Source organism: Pseudomonas grimontii, assembly GCF_007858185.1.
Lineage (GTDB): Bacteria > Pseudomonadota > Gammaproteobacteria > Pseudomonadales > Pseudomonadaceae > Aquipseudomonas > Aquipseudomonas grimontii.
This window is the reverse complement of record NZ_VFES01000017.1, coordinates 96,330-119,515: the sequence shown is the minus strand read 5'-3', so window position 1 is coordinate 119,515 and position 23,186 is coordinate 96,330. Positions and strand designations below refer to the sequence as shown.

Genomic DNA, 23,186 nt, shown 5'->3' with positions numbered 1-23,186 from the left:
AGCCCCAGATATTCGGGCTTTTTCCGCTCGCTGGCATTGATGATAGTCAACGGCCCGCGCGGCGCATGGCCTGGCACGGGCTTCGCCCGCTTAATTCATCAGTCACTGACGCTAGGTTCACCATGGCTCAATACGTCTTCACCATGCATCGGCTGGGAAAAGTTGTCCCTCCGAAGCGGGAAATCCTGAAAAACATTTCGCTGTCCTTCTTCCCTGGCGCCAAGATCGGCGTGCTCGGCCTCAACGGTTCAGGTAAGTCCACGCTGCTGAAAATCATGGCCGGCGTCGACACCGAGTTCGAGGGCGAAGCCCGCCCGATGCCGGAACTGAACATCGGTTACCTGCCGCAGGAGCCGATCCTGGACCCGACCAAGACCGTGCGCGAAGTGGTCGAAGAGGCCGTCAGCGTGATCAAGGACGCCCAGGCCCGCCTGGACGAGGTCTACGCCGCCTACGCCGAACCGGACGCCGACTTCGACAAGCTGGCCGCTGAACAAGCCAAGCTCGAAGCGATCCTGCAGGCCGGCGACGGTCACAACCTGGAGCGCCAGCTGGAAGTCGCCGCCGATGCGCTGCGCCTGCCGGCATGGGACGCCAAGGTCGAGTTCCTGTCCGGTGGTGAAAAACGTCGCGTGGCCCTGTGCCGCCTGCTGCTGTCGGCTCCCGACATGCTGCTGCTCGACGAACCGACCAACCACTTGGACGCCGACTCCGTCGCCTGGCTGGAGCACTTCCTGCACGATTTCCCGGGCACCGTGGTTGCGATCACGCACGACCGGTACTTCCTGGACAACGTTGCCGGCTGGATCCTCGAGCTCGACCGTGGCGCCGGTATCCCTTACGAGGGTAACTACTCCGGTTGGCTGGAAGCCAAGTCCGACCGTCTGGCCGCCGAATCCAAGCAGCAATCGGCCCATGAAAAAGCCATGAAGGAAGAACTGGAGTGGGTGCGCAAAGGCGCCAAGGCCCGCCAGTCCAAATCCAAGGCACGTCTGCAACGCTTCGAAGAAATGCAGTCGCAGGAATTCCAGAAGCGCAGCGAAACCAACGAGATCTACATCCCGGCCGGTCCGCGCCTGGGTGACAAGGTCATCGAGTTCAAGAACGTTTCCAAAGGCTATGGCGACCGCGTGCTGATCGACAACCTGTCGTTCTCCATGCCAAAAGGCGCGATCGTCGGCGTTATCGGCGGTAACGGTGCGGGTAAATCCACCTTGTTCCGCATGCTGATGGGCAAGGAAACCCCGGATTCGGGCACCATCGAAGTCGGCGAAACCGTGCAACTGGCCTGTGTGGACCAGAGCCGCGAAGACCTGGATGGCAGCAAGACGGTATTCCAGCAAATCTCCGACGGTTCCGACCAGATCCGCATCGGCAACTATGAAATCCCGTCGCGCACCTACGTCGGTCGTTTCAACTTCAAGGGCGGCGACCAGCAGAAGTTCGTCAAGGACCTGTCCGGTGGTGAGCGCGGTCGCTTGCACCTGGCCCTGACCCTGAAAGAGGGCGGCAACGTCCTGCTGCTCGACGAACCGTCCAACGACCTCGACGTTGAAACCCTGCGTTCCCTGGAAGAAGCCCTGCTGGACTTCCCGGGCGCCGCCATTGTGATCTCTCACGATCGGTGGTTCCTTGACCGCGTCGCGACCCACATCCTGGCGTACGAAGATGACTCGCAAGCAGTCTTTTTCGAAGGCAACTACACCGAGTACGAAGCGGACCGTAAAAAGCGCTTGGGCGAAGCTGCTGCCCAGCCGCACCGTGTACGCCACAAAAAACTGGCCTGATCCGGCTGGTTTGAAAAAGCGGAGCCCTCGGGCTCCGCTTTTTTTTACGCTGGGGTTTTGCAGTGTTTTTGACGGCCCTATCGGGAGCAAACTCCCTCCCACATTTGATTTGTGCACACATTCAAAATGTGGGAGGGGGGCTTGACCCCCGATAGCTATTTCCTTGCTGGTGCATAGCCTGCCTTGGCAATCCCCTTTTAAGTGCGATAAATCCCAGTTTCCTGGGTTTATTTATATCAAATGCACCATTTAAATTCACAAAAGCGACATTTTGCCCTGTCGCGGTGCGGAATGAATTGATAAAGTCCGGCGCAATCTCATTTAAAAACAATCAATTTGCCGAGACTTTTCATGATCGAATCCGTCGAATCCTTCCTCGCCCGCCTGAAAAAACGCGACCCCGACCAGCCGGAATTCCACCAGGCGGTAGAAGAAGTCCTACGCAGCCTGTGGCCGTTTCTTGAAGCCAATCCGCACTACCTGACCTCGGGCATCCTGGAGCGCATCTGCGAGCCGGAACGCGCGATTACCTTTCGGGTGTCGTGGGTGGATGATCACGGCAAGGTCCAGGTCAACCGCGGATTCCGTATCCAGATGAACAGCGCCATCGGCCCCTACAAGGGCGGCCTGCGTTTCCACCCGTCGGTAAACCTGGGTGTGCTGAAATTCCTCGCCTTCGAGCAGACCTTCAAGAATTCCCTGACCTCGCTGCCGATGGGCGGCGGTAAAGGCGGCTCGGACTTTGATCCAAAAGGTAAGAGTGACGCCGAAGTCATGCGCTTCTGCCAGGCGTTCATGAGCGAGTTGTACCGCCATATCGGCGCAGACGTGGACGTACCGGCCGGCGACATCGGCGTGGGCGCTCGTGAGATCGGCTTCCTGTTCGGCCAGTACAAGCGCCTGAGCAACCAATTCACCTCCGTGCTGACCGGCAAGGGCATGACCTACGGCGGCAGCCTGATTCGCCCGGAAGCCACCGGATTCGGTTGTGTGTACTTCGCCGAAGAAATGCTCAAGCGCGACGGTCAACGGGTAGAGGGCAAGCGCGTGGCGGTCTCCGGCTCCGGCAACGTCGCCCAATACGCGGCGCGCAAGGTCATGGACCTGGGCGGCAAGGTGATTTCCCTGTCTGACTCCGAAGGCACGCTGTACGCCGAAAGCGGCTTGACCGAGGAACAATGGTCGGCGCTGCTGGAGCTGAAAAACGTGCAGCGTGGGCGCATCAGCGAACTGGCCGGCCGTTACGGCCTGGAGTTCCGCGCCGGTAAAACCCCTTGGGAACTGGCCTGCGACATTGCCCTGCCATGCGCGACCCAGAACGAACTCGACGCCGAAGCGGCCCGCACGCTGCTGCGCAATGGCTGCATCTGTGTGGCCGAAGGCGCCAACATGCCGACGACGCTTGAGGCTGTGGATATGTTTATCGAGGCGGGCATTCTGTTCGCGCCGGGCAAGGCCTCGAATGCCGGCGGCGTCGCCGTGAGCGGCCTGGAGATGTCGCAGAACGCCATGCGCCTGTTGTGGACTGCCGGTGAAGTGGACAGCAAGCTGCACAACATCATGCAGTCGATCCACCATGCCTGCGTGCACTACGGCGAAGAGAACGGTCGGATCAACTACGTGAAGGGCGCGAACATTGCTGGCTTCGTCAAGGTGGCCGACGCGATGCTGGCCCAAGGCATCGTCTAAGCCTCGGCTTCGATGCCCAGCACCTCGATCAACTGATCGCCGACGGGGCGCTTCCACAGCACCTCGTCACCCACCTGGGCGCCCAGCAACGCGCGACCCAGGGGCGAGCCCCAGTTGATCAAACCGGCGCTGGCGTCGGCCTGGTCTTCCCCGACCAATTGAATGCGCTGCTGCTCGTCATGCTCATTGACGAAGGTCACCCAACTGCCGATCTGCACCTTGTCGGTGGACGTAGCGGGCGCCACCACCTGGGCGCTCTGCACGCGCTGGTTGAAGTAGCGCAAATCCCGCTCAAGGTCGGCCTGGCGCTGTTTATCGGCTTGTTCGCCCTTGGCGGATTCGGCGCTGTGCTCGGCCTGCAGTTGCGCAACCTTGGCCTGCAATTGCGCCAACCCCTGCGCGGTCAGGCGATTGGGCTGCTCACTGACCTGACGCTCCACCGGCTGATCGGCCTGGGCGGCGGCGTTGTCCTCATTTACAAAAGCTCGGCTCATGACGTTCTCCCTCTATGGAGCTTGGGCCATGTTCGCCGCGCTTTAGTTTCGATGGATGTCTGAAAGCGACCTATTGCGAGCGATAGGCCCGCGCGGCATCTCGGTCCTTCTCCTGTTGCCAGGCGCGCTCACGGTCATCCCAGTGATTGTCCTTGTAGTCGCGCAGCTCCTCGTTCTCGCGCATGGCCTTGCACTGGCGAAAACCGTCCTCCCAGCCCGCGGCGTATTCCCGGTCTTTCAGGTAGCGAGGAACGTTCTTGCGAAACTCCCCGCTGATCACGCCAGCGGCCTGGCGACCGCTGCTGCAGCCATCATCAAAACCATCGGCAAAGGCCGGTGGATAACCCTTGGCCAGCAACTCCTGATGAGTCGACTGGCAACCCGCCAGCCACACCACCGCACACAGCATTACTGCATACCGCCACATTGCTTGCTCCCTGGCCGCTTCACGGCTGATAGGGGAAGTCTAGATAGGGATTTGTCGGGGAGGCGTGAAAGGGGTGTGAGAAAGATGTGGAGCGCAATGAGATCGAGCGGTGAGCGCCGAACCCGTTGGCGCCCTCACCACAAGGGCCTATGTTGCCTGGTTGGTCACCAGAGCCGCATGTTCCGCCAATTCCTGCTGGATAAACGCCGCAATCATTGCGCGATAGACCTGTTCGGTCACCTCGGGGTTGGCGCCCACGGCCTGCGCCAGATCCCGCACCTTGGCGATCACTTGCTCAACCCGCTGTGGGGCCTTGACGCCATCGGTGTCTTTTTTGAAGCGTGCCGCCTGGGAGACGTAGCGGCCGCGTTCGGCCAGCAGGGTGACTATTTGCTGGTCGAGGCGGTCGATGTTGTTTCGAACTTCTTCAAGGGTGGTGCAGGTAACGGCCATGTCGAGTGAACTCCTGGTTGTGCGGGCAATGCTGACAAAAGGTGTTAGTCAGTAGTGATACCACTTCACTTCAAGCATCACTTCATTTACCGGCGTCGACAAGTGGCTGTACTCGCGCTGTGCACTCAGGCGCAGGCCGAGGTTGCGGGACAGTTCCCACTGCTGGTTCAGGCTGAGGCTGCGACGTACTTCGCCATTGGTGAAGAAGTCTCCTTTGGCCTCGAGGCTCAAGTTGCCCAGCGGGTTTTTCCACAGCACGCCGGTATTGAACCCGGCGGCAGGGGAGATGGCTTCGTTGAAGTCGTTGTTGTGTTCCACGCGCACGGTGCCGAGGGCGAAGCCGAGCATGTCGTCGCTCAGTTGCCAGGTGCCACCGGCGCCACCGTTGACGTGGGCGACCAGGGTTTCGTCGTCGTGTTTACCGGGCACGCGCTCCAGGCCGCCGGTGACTTGCCAGGACCACGGCTGCAGCAAGGCGTTGCGCGGGGTCAGGGAGCGGATGGTGGCCAGGTCCAGTTGTTGCAGTTGCCAGTGGTTGCCTTCGTACTGGCGCAGTTTCATCTGCAGGATTTCGATCTGCGCGCCGAGGGGGAAGCCTTCGGCGTTGTCGTTGAGGTCGTGGTAGGCCATGCGCAGGCCGTATTCGCCGAAGGCCTTGTCGCCGCGGGTGCCGATACCGGCTTGCCAGGTACGTGACTCATGGCCGTTTTCGGGCAGGCCGGGGGGCGTGATCTTCAGGTCGGGCGCAGGGTTCTGGTTGATCGCGCGTAGCAGTTCGAAGCTGCGTTGGGAGCGCGCGGTGTCGCGCTCCAGGCCATTGGCGCGGTAGCGGCCCAGGCGATAGGCAGCGTCGATGATCAGGGCCTGGCGGTCGCGAGGCAACGCTTTGAAGGTCGGTGCCTGCAATTGCTGCTGGTCGTCGCTGACCTTCAGCACCCATTGTTGCTCGTCGCTGTTCAGCGGCTTGGCGCGCTCCAGCAACTCGCGCTCACGGGAGGGACGGTAGTCGATCTTCTCGACCAGACCGGCCTCTTTCACTGCCTTGACCGTGTCGGTGGGGATGGCGGTGAGCGGGAATTGCTCGGTCAGGCGCAGGCCGGGGCGGGCCACTTGCAGCAGTTCCAACAGGCGATAGGAGCAGTTTTCATCGAAGAAGAAGTAGTCGAACTGAATCTGCTTGAGCTCCCACACGTGCTCGACCATGCGCTCGGTCTCGACCTGGGTGAGGTTGAGCCGGTACTCCCACAAGTCACGGTTTTCGAGGCTGCGGTATTCCGAGAGTTTTTCCTGGTAGGGCACCAGGGCGAACAGGCCGGGGTAGCCGCCCATCAGGCCTTTCCAGGCATAGAGGATGCTGTTGTCCGAGCCTTCGATGTAGGCGCCGAAGTTGATTGCGTAGCTGAGCAGCGCTGTCTTGTTGCTCTGCACGTCGGCCTGGTCGATACGCAGCAGGGTGTGGCCGAACATGGAGGACGGGCTATTGAGGTAGGCCGCCGGGAAGATCATCACCGCGCTATGGGGCGCGACGTCCTTGAACCACTGCTTGAATTCTTTGCAGTCCACGCCGGGCAGGTCAGTGAGGTGCAACTGATCCTTGAGCCAGCGGGTACGTGCGGGGTAAACGCATTGGGCGTGTTTTTCACCCAGGCTGGCCGGAGCATAGAGGGCTTCAACGGTGGCCTTGAGTTCTGCATCCGGGTGGTGGGCGCCATCGGCTGCGAGGAAGAATTTCTTTTCGCTGACATAGCTGCGCCAGCCACTGATTTTGCCGGCTTCGTAATGGCCTAAAGAAAGCCAGAACGGATCATTGGCCAATTGCTGCAAACGTTGATCATCAAGGTGCGGTGCCGCGTACAGCGGGGCGCAGGCGAAGAGTGCCATCCAGGCAAAGCGTTTGAGCATAGGGGCAACTTAAGTCGGAAATTAGAGAGACCCAAAGGGAGGCGGGTCCAAAAATAAAACCCGCGCCTGGGGAGGCGCGGGCAGGTCGAGCTTAAGCCTGGGTAGCGTATTTCGCCAGACGGGCATCGCCTTTCAGTACAGCCAGGGTGTTGTTGTGCACGTCTTCAGCGGTCACATCGGCCTTGCTGAAGATTTGCTGGAAGTGTTCGTGAGCCACAGCCGCGAAGTGCTCGCGATCTTCCGGAGCAACGCCCAGTACCACGGCGTAGGTGGTCAGTGCTTCACCATTACCCTTGGCCATGTCTTCGGACAGCTCGTTCATCATGCCATTCATGGCAATCCAGGACTTGCCGCCGTAGGTCAGCGCGCTGTTGGTGCTGCAACCGTTGGTGCCCGAGGTCATGCCGAAGGTGGCGTTACCCGATGTACCGTTGGTGGTGGAAGCCAGGAAGTGAGCCGGAGTACCGCGCTGGCCTTCGAACAACATGTTGCCCCAACCGCAGTTCGGGCCGCCTGGTGACTCAGCCATTGCATTGAGGGAGACGACGGTGAAGAGAGTACCGAGAAGGATCCGTTTCATAGCTTTGTTCTCTTTGTGTGCAAACCAATGGACAAGGGTTCAGGCACTTCATAGCGCCCCTGGGATCGGTTATTAGTCCAACCCGCGCAATTTGGAGTTTAGGCATGTTCCAAGGGTTCCGTGTGTTTTTATAAAACAATCAGAGATGTCGCGTTTTTTTTGCAGGGTAGGTTCCGTGTCTATGCTTTCCCAACGGCTCGCCTTGCCAGAGCGAGTAACGGAGAGCCAGAATGCCGTCATCTGCCCCGCCTGATGTAAGGAAGCCCGATGCCTGATCCTGTTGCTGCCAGCTTGCGTCTAGCGCCCGAAGCGCTGACTCGCCCTTTCTCCGCTGAACAGTTCAGCTTCTCGACCACCAATGATTTGGAGCCCTTTCGCGGTGTGCTTGGCCAGGAACGCGCGGTTGAAGCGTTGCAGTTCGGTGTGGCCATGCCACGCCCCGGTTACAACGTGTTTGTCATGGGCGAGCCGGGTACCGGCCGCTTTTCATTCGTCAAACGCTACCTGAAGGCCGAAGGCAAACGCCTGCAGACCCCGGCGGACTGGGTCTATGTGAATAACTTTGACGAGCCTCGCGAACCCCGCGCCCTGGAATTGCCAGGCGGTGCGGCAGCGGCGTTCATTGCCGACATCAATGGCCTGGTCGACAACCTCGTCGCGACCTTCCCGGCGGTGTTCGAGCACCCGACTTATCAACAGCGCAAAAGTGCCATCGACCGCGCCTTCAACCAGCGTTACGACAAGGCCCTGGACGTGATCGAGCGTCTGGCGTTGGAAAAGGACGTGGCGCTGTACCGCGACAGCTCCAACATCGCCTTCACGCCGATGCTCGACGGCAAGGCGCTGGATGAGGCCGAGTTCTCGCAACTGCCGGAAGTGGATCGCGAGCGCTTCCATACGGATATTTCCGAGCTGGAAGAACGCCTCAACGAGGAGTTGGCCAGCCTGCCCCAATGGAAGCGCGAGTCCAACAACCAACTGCGTCAGTTCAACGAAGAAACCATCACCCTGGCCCTGCAGCCGTTGCTCGCACCGCTGTCGGAAAAATACGCCGAGAACGCCGGCGTCTGCGGTTACCTGCAGGCCATGCAGGTGTACCTGCTGAAAACCGTGGTGGAACAATTGGTGGACGACGCCAAGACCGACGCCCAGGCCCGCAAGCTGCTCGAAGAGCAATACTGCCCGAGCCTGGTGGTCGGCCATCCGGTCAACGGCGGCGCGCCGGTGGTATTCGAGCCGCACCCGACCTACGACAACCTGTTCGGCCGTATCGAATACAGCACCGACCAGGGCGCGCTGTACACCACCTATCGCCAGTTACGCCCGGGCGCTTTGCACCGTGCCAACGGCGGTTTCCTGATTCTCGAAGCCGAGAAGATGCTCAGCGAGCCGTTTGTCTGGGACGCCCTCAAGCGGTCCTTGCAGTCGCGCAAGCTGAAGATGGAATCGCCCCTGGGCGAACTGGGTCGCCTGGCCACCGTGACCCTCAACCCGCAGATGATCCCGTTGCAGGTCAAGGTCATCATCATCGGTTCGCGCCAGTTGTATTACGCGTTGCAGGACGCCGATCCGGACTTCCAGGAGATGTTCCGGGTATTGGTGGATTTCGACGAAGACATCCCGATGGTCGACGAGAGCCTGGAGCAGTTCGCCCAGTTGCTTAAAACCCGCACGTCGGAAGAAGGCATGGCGCCGCTGACCTCGGACGCGGTGGCGCGCCTGGCCACCTACAGCGCGCGGCTGGCGGAACACCAGGGGCGTTTGTCGGCGCGCATTGGCGACTTGTTCCAGCTGGTGAGCGAGGCGGACTTTATCCGTCACCTGGCAGGCGATGAAATGACCGATTCCGGCCATATCGAGCGAGCGCTCAAGGCCAAGGCCACGCGCACCGGGCGTGTGTCGGCGCGGATTCTCGACGACATGCTCGCCGGAGTCATCCTGATCGACACCGCTGGCGCGGCAGTCGGCAAGTGCAACGGGCTGACGGTGCTGGAGGTGGGTGACTCGGCGTTCGGTGTGCCAGCACGGATTTCCGCCACGGTGTACCCGGGCGGCAGCGGCATTGTCGATATCGAGCGTGAAGTTAACCTCGGGCAGCCGATTCACTCCAAGGGCGTGATGATCCTCACCGGTTACCTGGGCAGCCGCTATGCCCAGGAATTCCCGCTGGCGATCTCGGCGAGTATCGCGTTGGAACAGTCCTACGGTTATGTGGACGGTGACAGCGCGTCCCTGGGCGAGGCGTGCACCTTGATTTCGGCCTTGTCGAAGACGCCACTCAAGCAGTGTTTTGCCATCACCGGTTCGATCAACCAGTTTGGTGAAGTGCAGGCCGTGGGCGGGGTCAACGAGAAGATCGAAGGCTTCTTCCGCCTGTGCGAGGCCCGCGGTTTGACCGGTGAGCAAGGGGCGATCATTCCCCAGGCCAACGTTGCCACGTTGATGCTGGATGAGAAGGTGCTGCAGGCCGTGCGCGCCGGGCAATTCCACATCTATGCCGTGCGTCAGGCGGATGAGGCGTTGAGCCTGCTGGTGGGCGAGGATGCCGGTGAGCCGGACGCCGAGGGGCAGTTCCCGGAAGGCACCGTCAATGCCCGCGTGGTCGAGCGCTTGCGCGCGATTGCCGAGATGATCAGCGAGGAAGACCTGAAGGAAGCGGAGAAGGAGCTGGCGCAGCAGGCGCTGGCCGAAGCCAAGCCCACCTGAGTTCTGAGGCCAAACCGGATCAAACATGTGGGAGGGGGCTTGCTCCCGATTGCGACAGGTCAGTCATGTAGATGTCGACTGACACACTGCATCGGGAGCAAGCCCCCTCCCACATTTGGATCTGGTTGCGTCACTAAATTGACTTCCTTCTGAGGGACTAATGTCCGTTGGTCCCTACAGCCTTGGTTTGTCGTGTTTTTCTTCTATTCTGAGCGTAGGGATATCCACAGGAGTCGCTGGATAGAAACAGCCTCGCCATAGGCTGAGGTTGAACACCGATCTACCGAGGGTCGCCGCCATGCCGCGCAACCTCTGCCTCACCCGCCAGTGCTTCGGCCTGGTTACCCGAATCGAATGTTCCGTTCGCCCGCTTGCGGGGGATAACGGGATGTGGATCTTGTTGTTTGCCGCTGGAATGACCGGCGAACAGCCTTCCACGATCAAGTCCCAGGGCCCGTTTCATGGGCCCTTCGTGGCAGAAACCATTCTGCAATCGATCGTCGAAAGCCTGACCCTGCACGGCTATGAGCTGGCAGGTGACCCGCAGATCTGGTGCCTGCACATGCAGGCCCATCTCCGGCAGCTCAATGGCAGTCATGAGCAACTGGCGCTGTAGGCGCGTTTATTTGCTCTCGGGCTTGTCCAACTTGACCTCAAAGCCGTATTGCACGGTACTGAGGTCGGTGCGCTGGTAGCTTTCCAGTGCCGTCGGCTGGCCGTAGAAATAATGCACGTCAAACAATGCCGTGCCGTATTCCTCGGCACGGTGGCTGACGCCGAGGATTTCCTTGAGGTAGTTGCCGCTGGCGTCCTTGGCGTAGAAGCGCCAGCTGTCGGCGGGGAATTCCTTTTGGTCGACGATCAGCGCGTTGTCCTTGAGTGACAACCCTTTGGGCAGCTTGGCCACGTCTATCTCGGTTTTCTCGATCGTGGCCAGGAACAGCGGGATCGAACCCACCACAAACGCCGGGTTTTCCGGAAACAGGTTGAGGTCGTAGGTGAGGGTGCCCCGCGCCGGGTTCAGTTCGAAGGCTTCTGTCGGCAATTCGATAGGCTCGCCGCGCTCACCTTTCTCGTCGGCGGTGAAGAACGTCACCGGTGACTCGCTGCTGTTGCGCTCGCTGCCCACCAGGTCGTCATTGAAGGTGAAGGGGTGGTCGAACACGATATGGGCGGCGCTGGCATCTTCGACGGACTGGCTGATGGTGATGCTGTTCTTCAGCTGCTCCTCGGTCATTGTCGCGTCCTTGAGCCAGCTGGCGGCGCCGTCGTCATACACGGTGACCGGCATGGGCAAGGCTTGTACGGTCTTTTCCAGGCTGTTCTTGTCGAAGCGCAGGACCGGCAGGTCGAGCTCTTTGCGGGTGACCGTGGCCGTGGAAAAATCCAGCACGTTGATCTGCAGGTTATCGATCAGGCCATTGAAATACACCTTGGCGTAATGGCTGCCCTGCTTGTGTTCGAAGGCTTTCTGCTCATCGACCAGTTGCTTTTCAAAGGCGTCGGACCAGGCCTTCTGTTTTTGCATCTCGGCCAGTTGCTTCTGGTAGAACTCGACTTGCGCGCTGCTTTCGTTGATCGAACCCGAGCGTGTGAGGAATTGCCCGGTGCTGTCCCGCGCCTGTACCAGCAAGGGGTTAGGCGATTCGTCACCCACTTCAGGTGCCAGCGGTTGGCTGTTGGTCAGTTCGATTTCGGCGTAGTTCTTTTCCAGAAGCAGCAGGTTGACGGTGATATTGCCTTCGGTGCGTTTGTGGCCCACGTCCTTTTTCGACAAATCAAAGGTCAGCACGTTGCCCGGCGCGATCACTTCCACTGCGCCTTTGAGGCGGACGGGTTGCGGCTGGCTTTTGTTTTCCGTCTCGATGCCATCGATGAACGGGTAGGTGACCGTCAGGTCATCCGGGTTGGTCAGGTTGGAGCTGCTGGGGCTCAACTGGATGCCGGGATCGGTCTCCGACCATTCCGGCTGGAACGGCACGACCTTGTTGTTGCTCAAGGTCACGGACTGCCACTCCAGGCCGTGGGGGAAGGGGAACTGGTCTGGCACATTGAAGTTGAACGGGAAGACCGGCTGCAGATCGGTCAGGTAGTCGGAATGTGAGGCTTTGCGCAGCACGAACAGGCCATTGATGTAGGTGTCCACCAGCCCCTGAGGCGTGGGGTAGTGCTTGAGCAGGGCGAGGGTGTCTTCGCCGTATTCGGCTTCGATGGGCTTGGTGTCGAGCTTGACCCGTGCCCGTTCCAGCAGCAGCAGCGAACCGCCGAGGTCGGCAATGGCGTCGCGCAGTTTTGGGTCCTGGATGCTGTCGAGGGATTGTTCGAACTTTGCGGTTTTCTCTTCGAGGGTGGTCTGTTTCTGCTCATCGCTTGGGGAGCAGCCGCCGGCTAGCAACAATGCCGCGCACAGTCCAACGCCGGCCAAAGGGGATCGCACATCCATCATCTGAGTTTTTCCTGTCCGACGTCATCGAGCCGAGTTATTGGGCTCGACACTAGCAGAAAAATTATCTTACAGATGCCGCTCAGGTCAGTTTTCTCGTGGTTACAGGTGTCTTATAGCGGCTGGTATACTCGCCGCCATTTCTAGCCATGCTGTGTGAGATCCAATGGAACGCTTTATCGAAAATGCTATGTACGCCTCGCGCTGGCTGCTGGCGCCTATCTATTTCGGCCTGTCCCTCGGGTTGCTGGCGCTGGCGCTGAAATTTTTCCAGGAAGTGATTCACCTGCTGCCGAGCGTGTTCTCGATGGCCGAGTCGGAGTTGATCCTGGTGCTGCTGTCGTTGATCGACATGGCCCTGGTCGGCGGCTTGCTGGTGATGGTGATGATTTCCGGCTACGAGAACTTCGTCTCGCAGTTGGACATCGACGAAAGCAAGGAAAAGCTCAACTGGCTGGGCACCATGGACTCTTCGTCGCTGAAGATGAAAGTGGCGGCCTCCATCGTGGCGATTTCCTCCATCCACTTGCTGCGCATCTTCATGGACGCCAAGAACGTCGATCCGCAACACTTGATGTGGTACGTGATCATTCACATGACCTTCGTGATCTCGGCGTTCGCCATGGGTTACCTGGACAAGGTCACCAAGCACTGATGCCCCGCGCTGGCCTTACTGCTCGATGAAGTAGTAGGGCTGGCGGTTGATCGCCATCGTCTTGATCACCGTGACCTTGGTGGTCAAGTCGTTGGTATGGTCCAGCAGCGCAACGTTGCCGGGCTTGTCGGCGAGGTAGCTGTGCAGTTCGGGCTCCGTCTGCAGGATCCTCAGGTAACCCTTCATATAGAACACGCCGGCCCCCGCGATACGCTCGTTGGGCTGGAACAGCGCGACTTCCTTGCCTTGCGCCTGCAGTGCCTGGACCTGACTGATCACCGGTACGAATGACTGGCGCGCATCAGCTTTTGGCGCGAACCAGAATGCGGTCACCAGATAGCAGGCGATGAGCAGGCTGAAAACACCGCCGATCGCACGCCGGTGGTGGCGGTACAGCGCCGGCTTATGATCCTTGAGCCATTCCAGCAACACCCGGGCATATTCTGCGGCCAGTACGGCGGCGGCGGGGGTCAGTGCCATCAAGTAAACCGTGCGCTTGCTTGAGGCCAGCGTCAGCAGGGTGAATTGCGCCACCAGCCATACACTGAAAAACAGGCGATAGCGGTTACGCACCAGGCTTTTACGGAAATGCCACAGGCCCAGGTACACCAGGATGTTCCACGGCAGGAAGGCCTCGGGCAGCTTGGCGATGTAGTAGTAGAACGGTTCGTAATGCCCGGCCTCCACAAATGAGCCGCTGAAGCGCCCGACGCTGTTGGTCCACAGCACTTCGCCCACGGCCTGCATCCCGCCGCGCTGGAACAGGAAGCCCAGCCAGATCATCAGCGGCACCAATGCCAGTAGGGTGAACAGCGCTGGCTTGAGCCAGTCGGTGATGCGCAGGCGCTTGTCCATCAGGCTGGTGCTGGCCAGGTACACAAAGATCACGATGCCCGGCATTGCCAGGCCCAGTACGCCTTTGCTCAAGGTGGCGATCACCATGCCGGCGGTAAACAGCGCCCAGGCCCAGGCCGTCGAGCCTTGGCGCTCGGACTCTGGCCGCATCGCCTGGTAGAACGCCAGCAGTGCGGTGGTCACGCCCAGGCTGAGCAGTGAGTCTTCCCCCACGCCGCGCACATTGCTCCAGTAGCTGGCCATGGTCGCCAGGATCAGTGCCGCGCTGAAGGCCAATGTTTTCGGGCGCCCGAACCTGCGCAGCATTGCGTAGAACAGCATCACGCTGAACAGACCGGCAAATGCCGAGGCCAGGCGGACCGCCCCAGGCGTGCCGCCAAACAGGCGAATCGCTCCGGCGTCCAGCCACAGGCTCAGGGGTGGTTTTTCCAGGAAGGGTTCACGAAACAGTTGCGGTACGACCCAGTCATTGTCCAGGTGCATGGCCATGGCGATCCCCGCGACGCGGGCCTCGGTGGAGCCTTGCAGTTGATGGTTTCCCAGGGCAAAGAAGAACAACAGACCAGCAAGCAGGAGCAGCAGGGGAACGGGACGCGTCATGGAGTCTGGCTACCGAGGCAGGCGGCCGTTCGGGGGAACGGCTCGCAATCGGTGAGTATAGGGAGACGATTCTTAATATTTCATGAATGGGAGTGGGGTTATGTCGCTGGGCCAGGAGGTTGACGTCCCCCTGGCTTCGCGTGAGGTATTACGAGGCTTTGACTTTGAACCGGCTCAGGCCCTGTTGCATCGAGTTGGCCCGCTCCGACAGGTTCTTGGCCGCCTCCGCGCATTGTTGGGAATTGACCTGATTCTGCTGGGTGACTTCGTCGATCTGCTCCAGGCCGATGCTCGCCTGCTGCAGGCCGGAAGCCTGTTCGCTGGAGGCTTGGTAGATCAACGACACCAGGCTGGACACCGTGCTGGTGCCGGTGACGATATTTCTCAACGAGTCGGCCGTGCGGCCGGCGATGATCATGCCGCGTTGCGTCTTGGTCGAAGAGTCGGCAATCAGCGCGGCGGTTTGCTGGGCGGCTTCGGCGCTGCGGGCGGCGAGGCTCCTGACTTCATCGGCGACCACCGCAAAACCGCGACCCAGTTCGCCGGCACGTGCCGCCTCGATGGCCGCGTTCAGCGCCAGCAGGTTGGTTTGAGCGGCGATGTTGTCGATGGTGGTGATAATGGCGGTGATGTCTTTGCCTGAGTTGTCGATTTCCGCCATGGCCGCGATCAATTCACTCATCAGCTTGTCGCTTTCCCCGGCGTCGGCGCGCGAGGCCTGGGATTGCTCGTCGGCCTTTTTCGCATTGGCGGCGTTGTCGGTGGTTTGCGCCGCCATCTGGGTCATCACTGCACTGATTTCGGTGATGGACGATGCAGAATTCGACGCGCCGTCGGACAGCGACTGGCTCAATTCGGTGACCTGCGCGGAGCTGCCGGTGATTTGCGTGGCGCTGGCCTGCACCTGGGAAATCAAGCTGTTCAGGTTGCCGACCATTTTTTCCAGCGACTTGCCCAGGGTGTCGTTGGGCGAGGACAGGCGTACTTCCAGATCCAGATCCCCTTCGGAAATGCGCTCGGCCACGCGCACCTGGCGTTGCAGGCTTTCCGACATATCGTTCAAGGCAAAGGACAGCTGGCCGACTTCATCTTCGGATTTTTGCACCAGCCGACGAGAGAAATCACCCAGGCTGATGTTGGCTGCCAGGGCGGCGGCTTCACGAATCGGGCCGACGATTTTCGCCGTGGCGAACCACAGCGCCAGCAATGCCAGCAGGGAGATGCCCACGCCGACCGAGACTTGCCAGATGCTGCTCTTGACGCCGCGTGACTGCAGTTCCTGCTCCAGGGCCATGGCCTGGCTCATGACCACCGCCTTGGGCAGGTGGATCACGATCGCCCAGGGCTTGCCGGTGCGACCCAGGTTGATCGGCATCTGCACTTCGATTTCCTGGGAGTCCGGGTTGAGCCGGCTGTCTCCCTGGCCCTTCTGCACATTGGCCAACACTTTTTCCCACGTGCCGGGCAGCAAGGCTTTCAGTGACTGGCCGATGAGTTCCGGGTGTTTACTGTCGGCCACCACCAACCCCTGATTGCTCAGGATCGACACGGAGCCTTTGCCGCTATACAGGTCGGCGGACATTTGCTCGCTGAGTTTCTGGATAAACGAGATGTCGAAGTCAGCACCGACCACGCCGTAGAACTTGCCATTGGCGGTGATGGGGACCGATAGCGTGGTCAGCCACACATTTTTGCCTTGCACCACGTAGGGAAGCGGGTCCAGCACGCTTTCTTTCTGGGTGTCCCGTGGGCCTGAATACCAGCCGCCCTTCAACACGCCATTGGGGTGGCGGGCATCGGAGTCGTACTCAACCAGCGGTTGCACGGCGATATGGCCATCTGAACTGCGTGTCCAGTAAGGGGTGAAGCGGCCCGTCAACGGGTTGTTACCGCCCTCATTGATACGAAAGGCTTGATCCTGGCCGTCCAGCGCATCCGGTTCCCAGCATGAATAGGTGCCGTTGAAGTCGGGGTTGTCCTTGAGCACGCTGAGCAGCATCGTATTGATCTGCTCACGGCCCAGGGTCAGCGGGCTCTGGGCACTTTTACTCGCTCCCAGCGTATTGGCCATTGTGCGTGCCGAATCCAGGGCGTTTTGCAGTTTCGCCTGGATGGCATTGGCACGCGACTCGGCGAGGTTTTGCACTTCGCGGATGGTGGCGCTTTCAACCAGGGTTGAAACTTCAGTGCCCACATAGGTTTGATTGGCCGATGAGGAATACAGGCCATATAAGACCAGGCTTGCACACGAGATAAACAGGCAGAGTCCGGCGGTGAAGCAAATTCGAGTCTGCAATGAGTTGAATTTCATGATATTTCCTGCCCATGCTAATAGTCGCCAACATCATCGAATGTCGACATTCCGGTACTTTTTTTGCGCAAGGCATAATGTTTATCATTGGCTGCTTAGGCATATACATGCGGTACAGCGCTGGGGATTGCTTAATGCTCTTTGGGCATCTCTTCATCAAGCCATAAACGTTCGGTATTTTTAAAACCGTAACGCTGTGACGGTACCCGCGCGACAATTCGGTCGGGTTGGGCGGGATCACTCAGGTCTATTATTTTCGGCGTTACATAGATATTTAGAACGGGCAGGAAGAACACTTTGATTTTTGGCGTCAATAAAGAGTCGGGATGTTGTTCTATCACTACGCCGATACTGCCACTTTTCAATTGAACGATGGAGCCGACCGGGTAAATACCCACGGACTTTAAAAAGGCGCGGAATACTTCGTCATCAAAATGCCCGTCCCATGTGGACATTTGCTGGATGGCGACGGCGGGGTCCCAGCCTTGGTTGTAGGAGCGGTCCGAGGTGACTGCATCGTAGACGTCGCACACCGCAGCCATCCGGGCCACCAGGCTGATCTGGTCCCCCACCAACTGATGGGGGTAGCCGGTGCCGTCGACTTTTTCGTGGTGATGCAGGCACACATCCACAACCATTTCGCACATCTGCGAGGCTGACAGCAGGGTTTTTTCCCCCTCCAGTGGATGGGTGCGCACCAGCTGCAATTCGTCACTGCTCAGGCGGCCAGGCTTGTTGAGAACGGCGCCCGGTATGGCCATTTTGCCGATGTCGTGCAGCAGTCCGGCCATCCCGACGCGCCGAATCATTGCGGGGGACAGGCCCAATTGATTACCCAGGGCAATCATCAACGCACACACGGCGACCGAATGCATGTAGGTGTAGTCGTCGATGCTTTTCAGGCGTGCCAGGCTGATAAGGGCGTTGGGATGGCGGGCGATCGAGCTCGAAATGTCGTCCACCAGTGCGCTGACGTTTTCAAGCTCCAGGGCCCGGCCCATGCGGGCATGCCCAAACATTTCGACAACGGCGGTCTTGGCGCGGCTGCAGATTTCCTGTGCGGCGACCAATTCGTCTTGCATGGATGTGGGGATGATGGGGATGGCTGGCGCAACTGTTTGGGCGGGAGTGGCCGGCTCAGCACCGCAGCCCAAGGCGCACGGCCCCTCTGAAGGTGCGCCGTCCCGCCAGAAGGGCTTTGCCTCACCGTCAGGCGCCTGAAGATTGAGTTCATTGCACTTCAACATGGTATGCCCTCTGTTGATGTTCTTCTTATACGTTTCTCATCAGCCTCCTTGGCTTGAGCTGTTTCGTTTTGCCTTTCAGATAGGGATCGCGGCCTTGATGCGCGCGACTACGCGACCTGCCAGGTCATCCGGGCGAAACTTCGCCAGGAAGTCATCGGCCCCGACTTTCTTGACCATGGCCTGGTTGAAACCGCCGGACAGGGAGGTGTGCAGCACGATATGCAACTTGGCCATGCGCGGATCGCTGCGGATTTCGGCGGTCAGGGTATAACCGTCCATTTCCGGCATTTCGATGTCTGAAATCATCATCAGAAACTCCTCTTGCGGGTTGCGCCCCTCGTCGAGCATGGCCCGAAGGTAATCCAGCGCCTGGCGCCCATCGTTCAAGGCGACCACCTCGACGCCTACCGTCTCCAGGCACCGGGTCACCTGTTTACGTGCCACCATCGAGTCGTCCACGGTCAGCACACGCAGGTGCCTGGCCTGTTGGGTGACCGTGTCATCCACCACGCCAATGGATATTTCTTCGGATGAGGGCGAGATTTCCGTCAGCACCTTTTCCACATCGATGATTTCGACCAGGCGATCATCGGTACGGGTAACGGCCGTCAGGTAATTGTTGTCACCGCTGCCCTTGGGGGGCGGATGAATGTCTTCCCAGTTCAAATTGACGATGTGCTCAACCGCATAGACCAGGAAGCCTTGAACGCGGTTGTTGTACTCCGTAAGTATAATAAAGGCGCTTTCTTTATCCGTGATGCCGGGCAGCCCTGTTGCCATCGCGAGGTCTAGAATAGGGATGCAAGCGCCGCGTATATTGGCGACACCACAGATGTTGTTATTAGACTTTGGTAGTAGAGATAACTTGGGACAGCGAATAACTTCCCTGACTTTAAAGACGTTGATGCCATACAGCTGTTGGTCGTTGAAGCGGAATAGCAATAATTCCAGCCTGTTCTGGCCGACCAGTTGTGTACGACTGTTAACGGATGCCATTACACCTGCCATACGCACCCCTTTAGTTTGATTGAACAGCGTTGATGTCGTAATGACATTAGCATATGTGTGGGAATGTAAAATATATGTGAAGGCAAAATAATTTTGAGGTTTATCGTTAAAGCAATGGCAGCGCGGATGATTAGCTATTCAGGCGGATGTTTGAAATTAGTTAGTTGGCTAACTTGCTAGTTTGAGTGTTGAGAATGATTAAGGTTGGAAAGCCGTTTGCTGAGGAGCAGCGGCTTGGGGAAGTTAGCGTTGTGGCGAGGTGCGCGCCAGTTCAGCAAGATCGCGACATCTTGCAGGAAACTCCGAAGGCTCGTGCTGCGCCTCCCAATCCCACAAACAACCCTACCGACCCCGGCGCGGCCTGCTCACGTGCCTACCTGTATGAGCGGCCATCCTCGACTTAACGGCTCGACGCCTGGGTTGCACGCGGCTCACGGCGTCAGTCTGTGAACGAACATTCAATCATGCATGAGCCACGGCCGCAGCTCCTTGATATTGCTGACCACGATCTGCTGGGCTTCCGGGTTGGTCGCCTGGTTTCTCGGGTCTACCTGATAGCGGCGCAATACGTACTTCACCAGTGCTTTGCGGCTGGCGACCACCAACTGCCCATCCGTCATGCCGAAGTCGATCTCGATGATTGCCTGTTGCGCAGCGTTCAAGCGGCCATCGGGGGTAAAGATGATGGGTACTTCGGTATTCCAGTCTTCGTCCAGCTCCCGGGTGTTCTGTGATGCGTCAAGCAGGTCCGGCTCACCTCGCAGGCGACTCAGCACAAAATCCCGGTACTGGCGGTTCTTCTCGCAATAGGCGCGCACATGCCAGCGCATGCCGGTGTACACCAGGGTGTGCGGGGCAATCAGGCGGACTTCCACGTTTGGGGTGTTGAGCGAAACGTACTCGGTTTCCAGGCGCAAACCGTCGCGACAGGCTGCGAGCAATGGGCGCAAGACTTCGGGCCGAATTGGCCGGTCCGGCACTTCGAGTACCTTGGTATGCGCATAGGCCAGGGCCAGCCCGTCGATGTGCGGCGCCCGTTCGTTGTTCTGGTAAAGCAGGTGCAGGTAGGCGCTGGCGCTGTCATCAATGAACAGCGGTTTGAACTGTTTGCTGGGGACGTAGCCTTTGCGCTGCTTGTCATATGTCAAGTTTCGGGGCGCATGTTCGTTGATGTAGGTGTTGATGTCCTTGGAGGCTTGCTGGCGACTGATGCCGAAGCTCTGGATCAAGTGGCCCGTGGTCAGCCGGCCTTCCCACCAGGCGACTGTCTCGATCAAGCGATAGCGAAGTGCCAGGTCCCAGCGCACTTGCTCGATGGATTGCTTGCGTTTCATACCCGCTCCATGTGTGTGAATACTTTACCTGTATAAGTCTACATTCTAGACCTGTCGTGAATCACTACATATCGTGTCTCTGTCAGCGGAATTCATCGAAGACAGTAAAGGACGTAAACATGAGTATGTCGGAAGTGGTTTCGACGGGGGCACTGGTGGTGATGGGCGTCATCCTGCTGGTGCTGATACAGCAATGTTTAAAGTTGAGCGAGCTTTGGAAAATGGTCGCCCATTATCAGAAGGATTTGCGTTGGGCACAGATCTGGGAGGTGGAAAACCGCGAGCTGCGCTCGGCGTTGCGGGCGGAGCGGGAGCATGTCGCGCAGTTGCAGCGAAAGCTGGAATTGCTGCAAGCGCTGATTCCGATCGCAGAATAGTTCGCGGCATTATTATCAGGAGAACACATCCATGCCGATAAAACCCAGACCCTTCACGTTTGTGTGTGAAGACTGCAATTGGAAGAAAACCATCGCACCGCGCAGCGATGCATTGATGCCCGGCGATTGGTTGGCCACCTGTCCGAAGTGTGGCAACACGGCTCTGAAAATGCGCGCGGCAGGGTGGTTTGAAACGGTGGCGGCGCAGTTCAGGGCGCCGCCCCTCTGACCGGCTAAAGTTTTCCCACGCGCTGCGGATAAGTTAGGGATAAATAGGCCGCTGATTGCGGCTTGCATGAACGGACTCCAGGGGATGGTTGATGGAAAGCGAGATTGATATCAATGGGGACAGCGATCTGCTGCAGATGCTTATCGATGCAGATCCAGTCGATGTAATCGTGCTGGTCGATTTCCTGACCGACTCTGGCAAGGGACGGCTGGCGATGGCCAGCGAGGTACGTGAAGCACTGGAGTCGGCAAAGAAGAAGAACAAGTTCTCCAGGGGTGTGTTGCTCCTGCTGATTCGCGAGCTGCAACATTTTGGCGGTAATAGCTTCGTCAACCTGTTCCGCCGCAACGGTGTGCCCTATGCTGAGATCGTCGCCGATGTGCTCAGCCATGTGGGCGGTACTGGTGGCAAGAATGAACCGGTTGCGAGCATGGAGCTCAAGGTGTTGGAGAAGCTGCTGTCCGATGCCTGGGAGAAAATGTCGGCCCAGGAACAGGCCGACTTTTCCAAGGGCTTTCAAAATGAAACGGGCCCCTTGGGCGTGTCATACGCTGCTATTCAAGCCGCCATACGCCGCGGTGGCCCTGCTGCCATACAGGCTGCTCTTCTGGCCACCGGTGCGTTCGCCCGGCTGGCAATGGGGGGCGCATTGGCCACCGGCACCAGCCTGATAGCGGGTCGAGCAGCGGGGTTGGCCTTCGGCCCGATTGGCGTAGCGCTGTCGGGTATCGCCGGCGCTCACACCCTGACGAGTCAGGCCTATCGGGTGACGGTGCCTTGCGTTGTGCAGATCGCCTACATTCGGCAAAAAAGCGCGTTGGTTACTTGCCCGTCCTGTGAGGTTCCCACCCCTAAAACCAGTAAATTCTGCAGCGAATGCGGGGCAGGCCTGGCGCAATGAACCCTCTCATTTGAATCTGGAGCCTGTCATGGAAAACACCCTCACGCTGCCGAGCTCTGGAAGCAACGACCGGCCAACCTGGTTGATCGGTAAGTCCGCCGAAAAGCCGTTGATGAGCGTTACGTTGGCGGCGCAGCAGGTCATTCCTGCCGGCGTTGAAAAGGTTGATGCCGCTCGTTTGGGCATCGACCGTTTGGGCCCGTTGCTGCAAACACTCCCCAATCTGATCGTCGCGAACGATGTTGCCCAGTCCCGATACATGCAAGTGGTGATCGACGGTCCTCTCGCGGCGGCCGCAGATGGCCACGGCTTTCGAGCCTTCTCGATACAAGGCGGACATATCAAGGAACATGCGAGGTTGTTTGAGCCTGAAAAGCTTCAGCAACTGGTCAGTTCTGCAGCAATGTTCCAGATCGCGTCTGCTGTGGTGGCTCAAAAGCACCTGGCCGACATCAGCGCCAAGTTGAGCGAGATTCAGGCGGGCGTCGAGGGTATCTCGACGTTCTTGGTCGAGGGGCGCAAGTCCATTGTCAAAGGCGCTCTGAATTACCTGACGCAGGTTGCACCGCTGGTTCTGGCCGGTGAGTTGAGCCCGGCGATCAGGCAGAAGCTGGAAGACATCGAGTTGGATCTGGGCTCGATCCACAATCAGTTGGAAGGCGAACTGGTCACACTGGCCAAGGAAGCGACGGAGCATAAAGCGCCCGGCATGTTTGAAACCACGGCTGGATTGACCGCTGCATTGAAAGTGATGCAGAGCAAATCGGACGCCCGCGCAGAAGAGTGGAAACTGTGTATGGGAACCCGGTTAGCGGCGTGCCGACTGCTGGCCTCATTTCCTGGCGAAAGCGCTCTGGTTCAGCGACGTCAAACGACGCTGAGCCGTGTGACGAGTCAGTTTCTGGGAGAGAACGGGCACTTGTCCGGCTTCAAGGACGCCGTAGAGACGCGGGCGAAAAATCTGTCTTCTTATCTGGATTCTCAATCCACGATCCAGGCGAATCGCTTATCGTTAAGAGAGTGGGAGGAGGAGACGCTACCGTTGTTTATGGCAGGTGCAATCAGCGAGATCGGACAGATGCAGCAATTGCTGGTTGAACAGCAATCGCCGGTCGTGTTGACGGTAGAGATGCGGGGCAATGAGTTTATCGGCGCCTATCAGCCCCGTACCGCTTAGCCTTCCTGATC

20 protein-coding genes and 1 pseudogene are annotated in these 23,186 nt (G+C 59.0%); 8 read left to right on the top strand and 13 right to left on the bottom strand.

Features of this window, described 5'->3' with window-relative positions; all coding sequences use genetic code 11:
- Positions 1-122: 122 nt before the first annotated feature.
- Together ettA and gdhA are read left to right on the top strand one after the other, a co-directional pair.
- Positions 123-1,787, top strand: coding sequence for an energy-dependent translational throttle protein EttA (gene ettA / locus FIV39_RS24265; RefSeq protein ID WP_090399649.1), 1,665 nt, complete (start codon positions 123-125; stop codon positions 1,785-1,787).
- 351 nt (positions 1,788-2,138) lie between these two features.
- Positions 2,139-3,476, top strand: a complete 1,338-nt coding sequence (gdhA, locus tag FIV39_RS24260) for an NADP-specific glutamate dehydrogenase (protein WP_090399651.1) — start codon at positions 2,139-2,141, stop codon at positions 3,474-3,476.
- Here gdhA and FIV39_RS24255 read toward each other — a convergent pair.
- The 5 genes from FIV39_RS24255 to FIV39_RS24235 all read right to left on the bottom strand — a co-directional run bounded on the left by FIV39_RS24255 (position 3,473) and on the right by FIV39_RS24235 (position 7,332).
- On the bottom strand, positions 3,473-3,970 hold the full coding sequence (locus FIV39_RS24255; RefSeq protein ID WP_090399654.1) for a GreA/GreB family elongation factor: 498 nt from the start codon (positions 3,968-3,970) through the stop codon (positions 3,473-3,475). The two genes, gdhA and FIV39_RS24255, sit on opposite strands and share 4 nt — an antisense overlap.
- Positions 3,971-4,040: 70 nt before the next feature.
- A complete protein-coding gene (locus FIV39_RS24250; protein WP_090399656.1) occupies positions 4,041-4,397 on the bottom strand; it encodes a hypothetical protein in 357 nt (118 codons plus the stop codon).
- 147 nt (positions 4,398-4,544) lie between these two features.
- Positions 4,545-4,850 carry a chorismate mutase gene (locus FIV39_RS24245; protein WP_090399659.1) on the bottom strand — a complete coding sequence of 102 codons (306 nt, stop codon included), beginning with the start codon at positions 4,848-4,850 and terminating at the stop codon, positions 4,545-4,547.
- A gap of 48 nt (positions 4,851-4,898) precedes the next feature.
- Entirely contained in the window at positions 4,899-6,752 is a 1,854-nt protein-coding gene (locus FIV39_RS24240; RefSeq protein WP_090399661.1) for an Lnb N-terminal periplasmic domain-containing protein, read from the bottom strand.
- Positions 6,753-6,843: 91 nt separating this feature from the next.
- Complete coding sequence (locus FIV39_RS24235; RefSeq protein ID WP_090399664.1) at positions 6,844-7,332, bottom strand: DUF3015 domain-containing protein; 489 nt, start codon at positions 7,330-7,332, stop codon at positions 6,844-6,846.
- 267 nt (positions 7,333-7,599) lie between these two features.
- On the opposite strand from FIV39_RS24235, the gene FIV39_RS24230 reads away from it, so the two are divergent.
- Positions 7,600-10,038, top strand: coding sequence for a Lon protease family protein (locus FIV39_RS24230; protein ID WP_090399666.1), 2,439 nt, complete (start codon positions 7,600-7,602; stop codon positions 10,036-10,038).
- A gap of 298 nt (positions 10,039-10,336) precedes the next feature.
- The gene (locus FIV39_RS24225; protein WP_090399668.1) at positions 10,337-10,654 is read left to right on the top strand and encodes a PA4575 family protein; all 318 of its coding nucleotides are present in this window, start codon (positions 10,337-10,339) and stop codon (positions 10,652-10,654) included.
- Positions 10,655-10,660: 6 nt separating this feature from the next.
- On the opposite strand, the gene FIV39_RS24220 is transcribed toward FIV39_RS24225, so the two are convergent.
- Positions 10,661-12,484 carry a hypothetical protein gene (locus FIV39_RS24220; RefSeq protein ID WP_090399670.1) on the bottom strand — a complete coding sequence of 608 codons (1,824 nt, stop codon included), beginning with the start codon at positions 12,482-12,484 and terminating at the stop codon, positions 10,661-10,663.
- 163 nt (positions 12,485-12,647) lie between these two features.
- Here FIV39_RS24220 and FIV39_RS24215 point away from each other — a divergent pair, with 163 nt between their 5' ends.
- The gene (locus FIV39_RS24215) at positions 12,648-13,136 is read left to right on the top strand and encodes a TIGR00645 family protein (protein WP_016976786.1); all 489 of its coding nucleotides are present in this window, start codon (positions 12,648-12,650) and stop codon (positions 13,134-13,136) included.
- Positions 13,137-13,151: 15 nt separating this feature from the next.
- Here the strand turns inward: FIV39_RS24215 and FIV39_RS24210 are convergent, their stop codons facing one another.
- From FIV39_RS24210 to FIV39_RS24190, 6 genes and pseudogenes are all read right to left on the bottom strand, one after another.
- Complete coding sequence (locus FIV39_RS24210; protein WP_090399672.1) at positions 13,152-14,591, bottom strand: ArnT family glycosyltransferase; 1,440 nt, start codon at positions 14,589-14,591, stop codon at positions 13,152-13,154.
- A 148-nt stretch (positions 14,592-14,739) separates the two neighbouring features.
- Positions 14,740-15,528, bottom strand: coding sequence for a methyl-accepting chemotaxis protein (locus tag FIV39_RS34145; RefSeq protein WP_452603503.1), 789 nt, complete (start codon positions 15,526-15,528; stop codon positions 14,740-14,742).
- Positions 15,529-15,639: 111 nt separating this feature from the next.
- Positions 15,640-16,590, bottom strand: a pseudogene (locus FIV39_RS34140) (PDC sensor domain-containing protein); the annotation flags it as partial.
- Between the two features lie 443 nt (positions 16,591-17,033).
- The gene (locus FIV39_RS24200; RefSeq protein ID WP_090399676.1) at positions 17,034-18,149 is read right to left on the bottom strand and encodes an HD-GYP domain-containing protein; all 1,116 of its coding nucleotides are present in this window, start codon (positions 18,147-18,149) and stop codon (positions 17,034-17,036) included.
- A 75-nt stretch (positions 18,150-18,224) separates the two neighbouring features.
- Positions 18,225-19,157: a chemotaxis protein CheV gene (locus FIV39_RS24195; RefSeq protein WP_090399679.1), complete on the bottom strand. Its 933-nt coding sequence runs from the start codon at positions 19,155-19,157 to the stop codon at positions 18,225-18,227.
- A 458-nt stretch (positions 19,158-19,615) separates the two neighbouring features.
- Positions 19,616-20,491, bottom strand: coding sequence for a WYL domain-containing protein (locus FIV39_RS24190; protein ID WP_090399681.1), 876 nt, complete (start codon positions 20,489-20,491; stop codon positions 19,616-19,618).
- Positions 20,492-20,610: 119 nt separating this feature from the next.
- Here FIV39_RS24190 and FIV39_RS24185 point away from each other — a divergent pair, with 119 nt between their 5' ends.
- Positions 20,611-20,868: a hypothetical protein gene (locus tag FIV39_RS24185; RefSeq protein ID WP_090399683.1), complete on the top strand. Its 258-nt coding sequence runs from the start codon at positions 20,611-20,613 to the stop codon at positions 20,866-20,868.
- Between the two features lie 15 nt (positions 20,869-20,883).
- Here the strand turns inward: FIV39_RS24185 and FIV39_RS33770 are convergent, their stop codons facing one another.
- Entirely contained in the window at positions 20,884-21,165 is a 282-nt protein-coding gene (locus tag FIV39_RS33770; RefSeq protein WP_159440106.1) for a hypothetical protein, read from the bottom strand.
- 23 nt (positions 21,166-21,188) lie between these two features.
- Between FIV39_RS33770 and FIV39_RS24175 the strand changes: the two genes are divergently transcribed.
- Positions 21,189-21,998 carry a ubiquinol-cytochrome C chaperone family protein gene (locus tag FIV39_RS24175; RefSeq protein WP_090399686.1) on the top strand — a complete coding sequence of 270 codons (810 nt, stop codon included), beginning with the start codon at positions 21,189-21,191 and terminating at the stop codon, positions 21,996-21,998.
- Positions 21,999-22,026: 28 nt separating this feature from the next.
- On the top strand, positions 22,027-23,175 hold the full coding sequence (locus FIV39_RS24170; RefSeq protein WP_090399688.1) for a hypothetical protein: 1,149 nt from the start codon (positions 22,027-22,029) through the stop codon (positions 23,173-23,175).
- Positions 23,176-23,186: the final 11 nt, after the last annotated feature.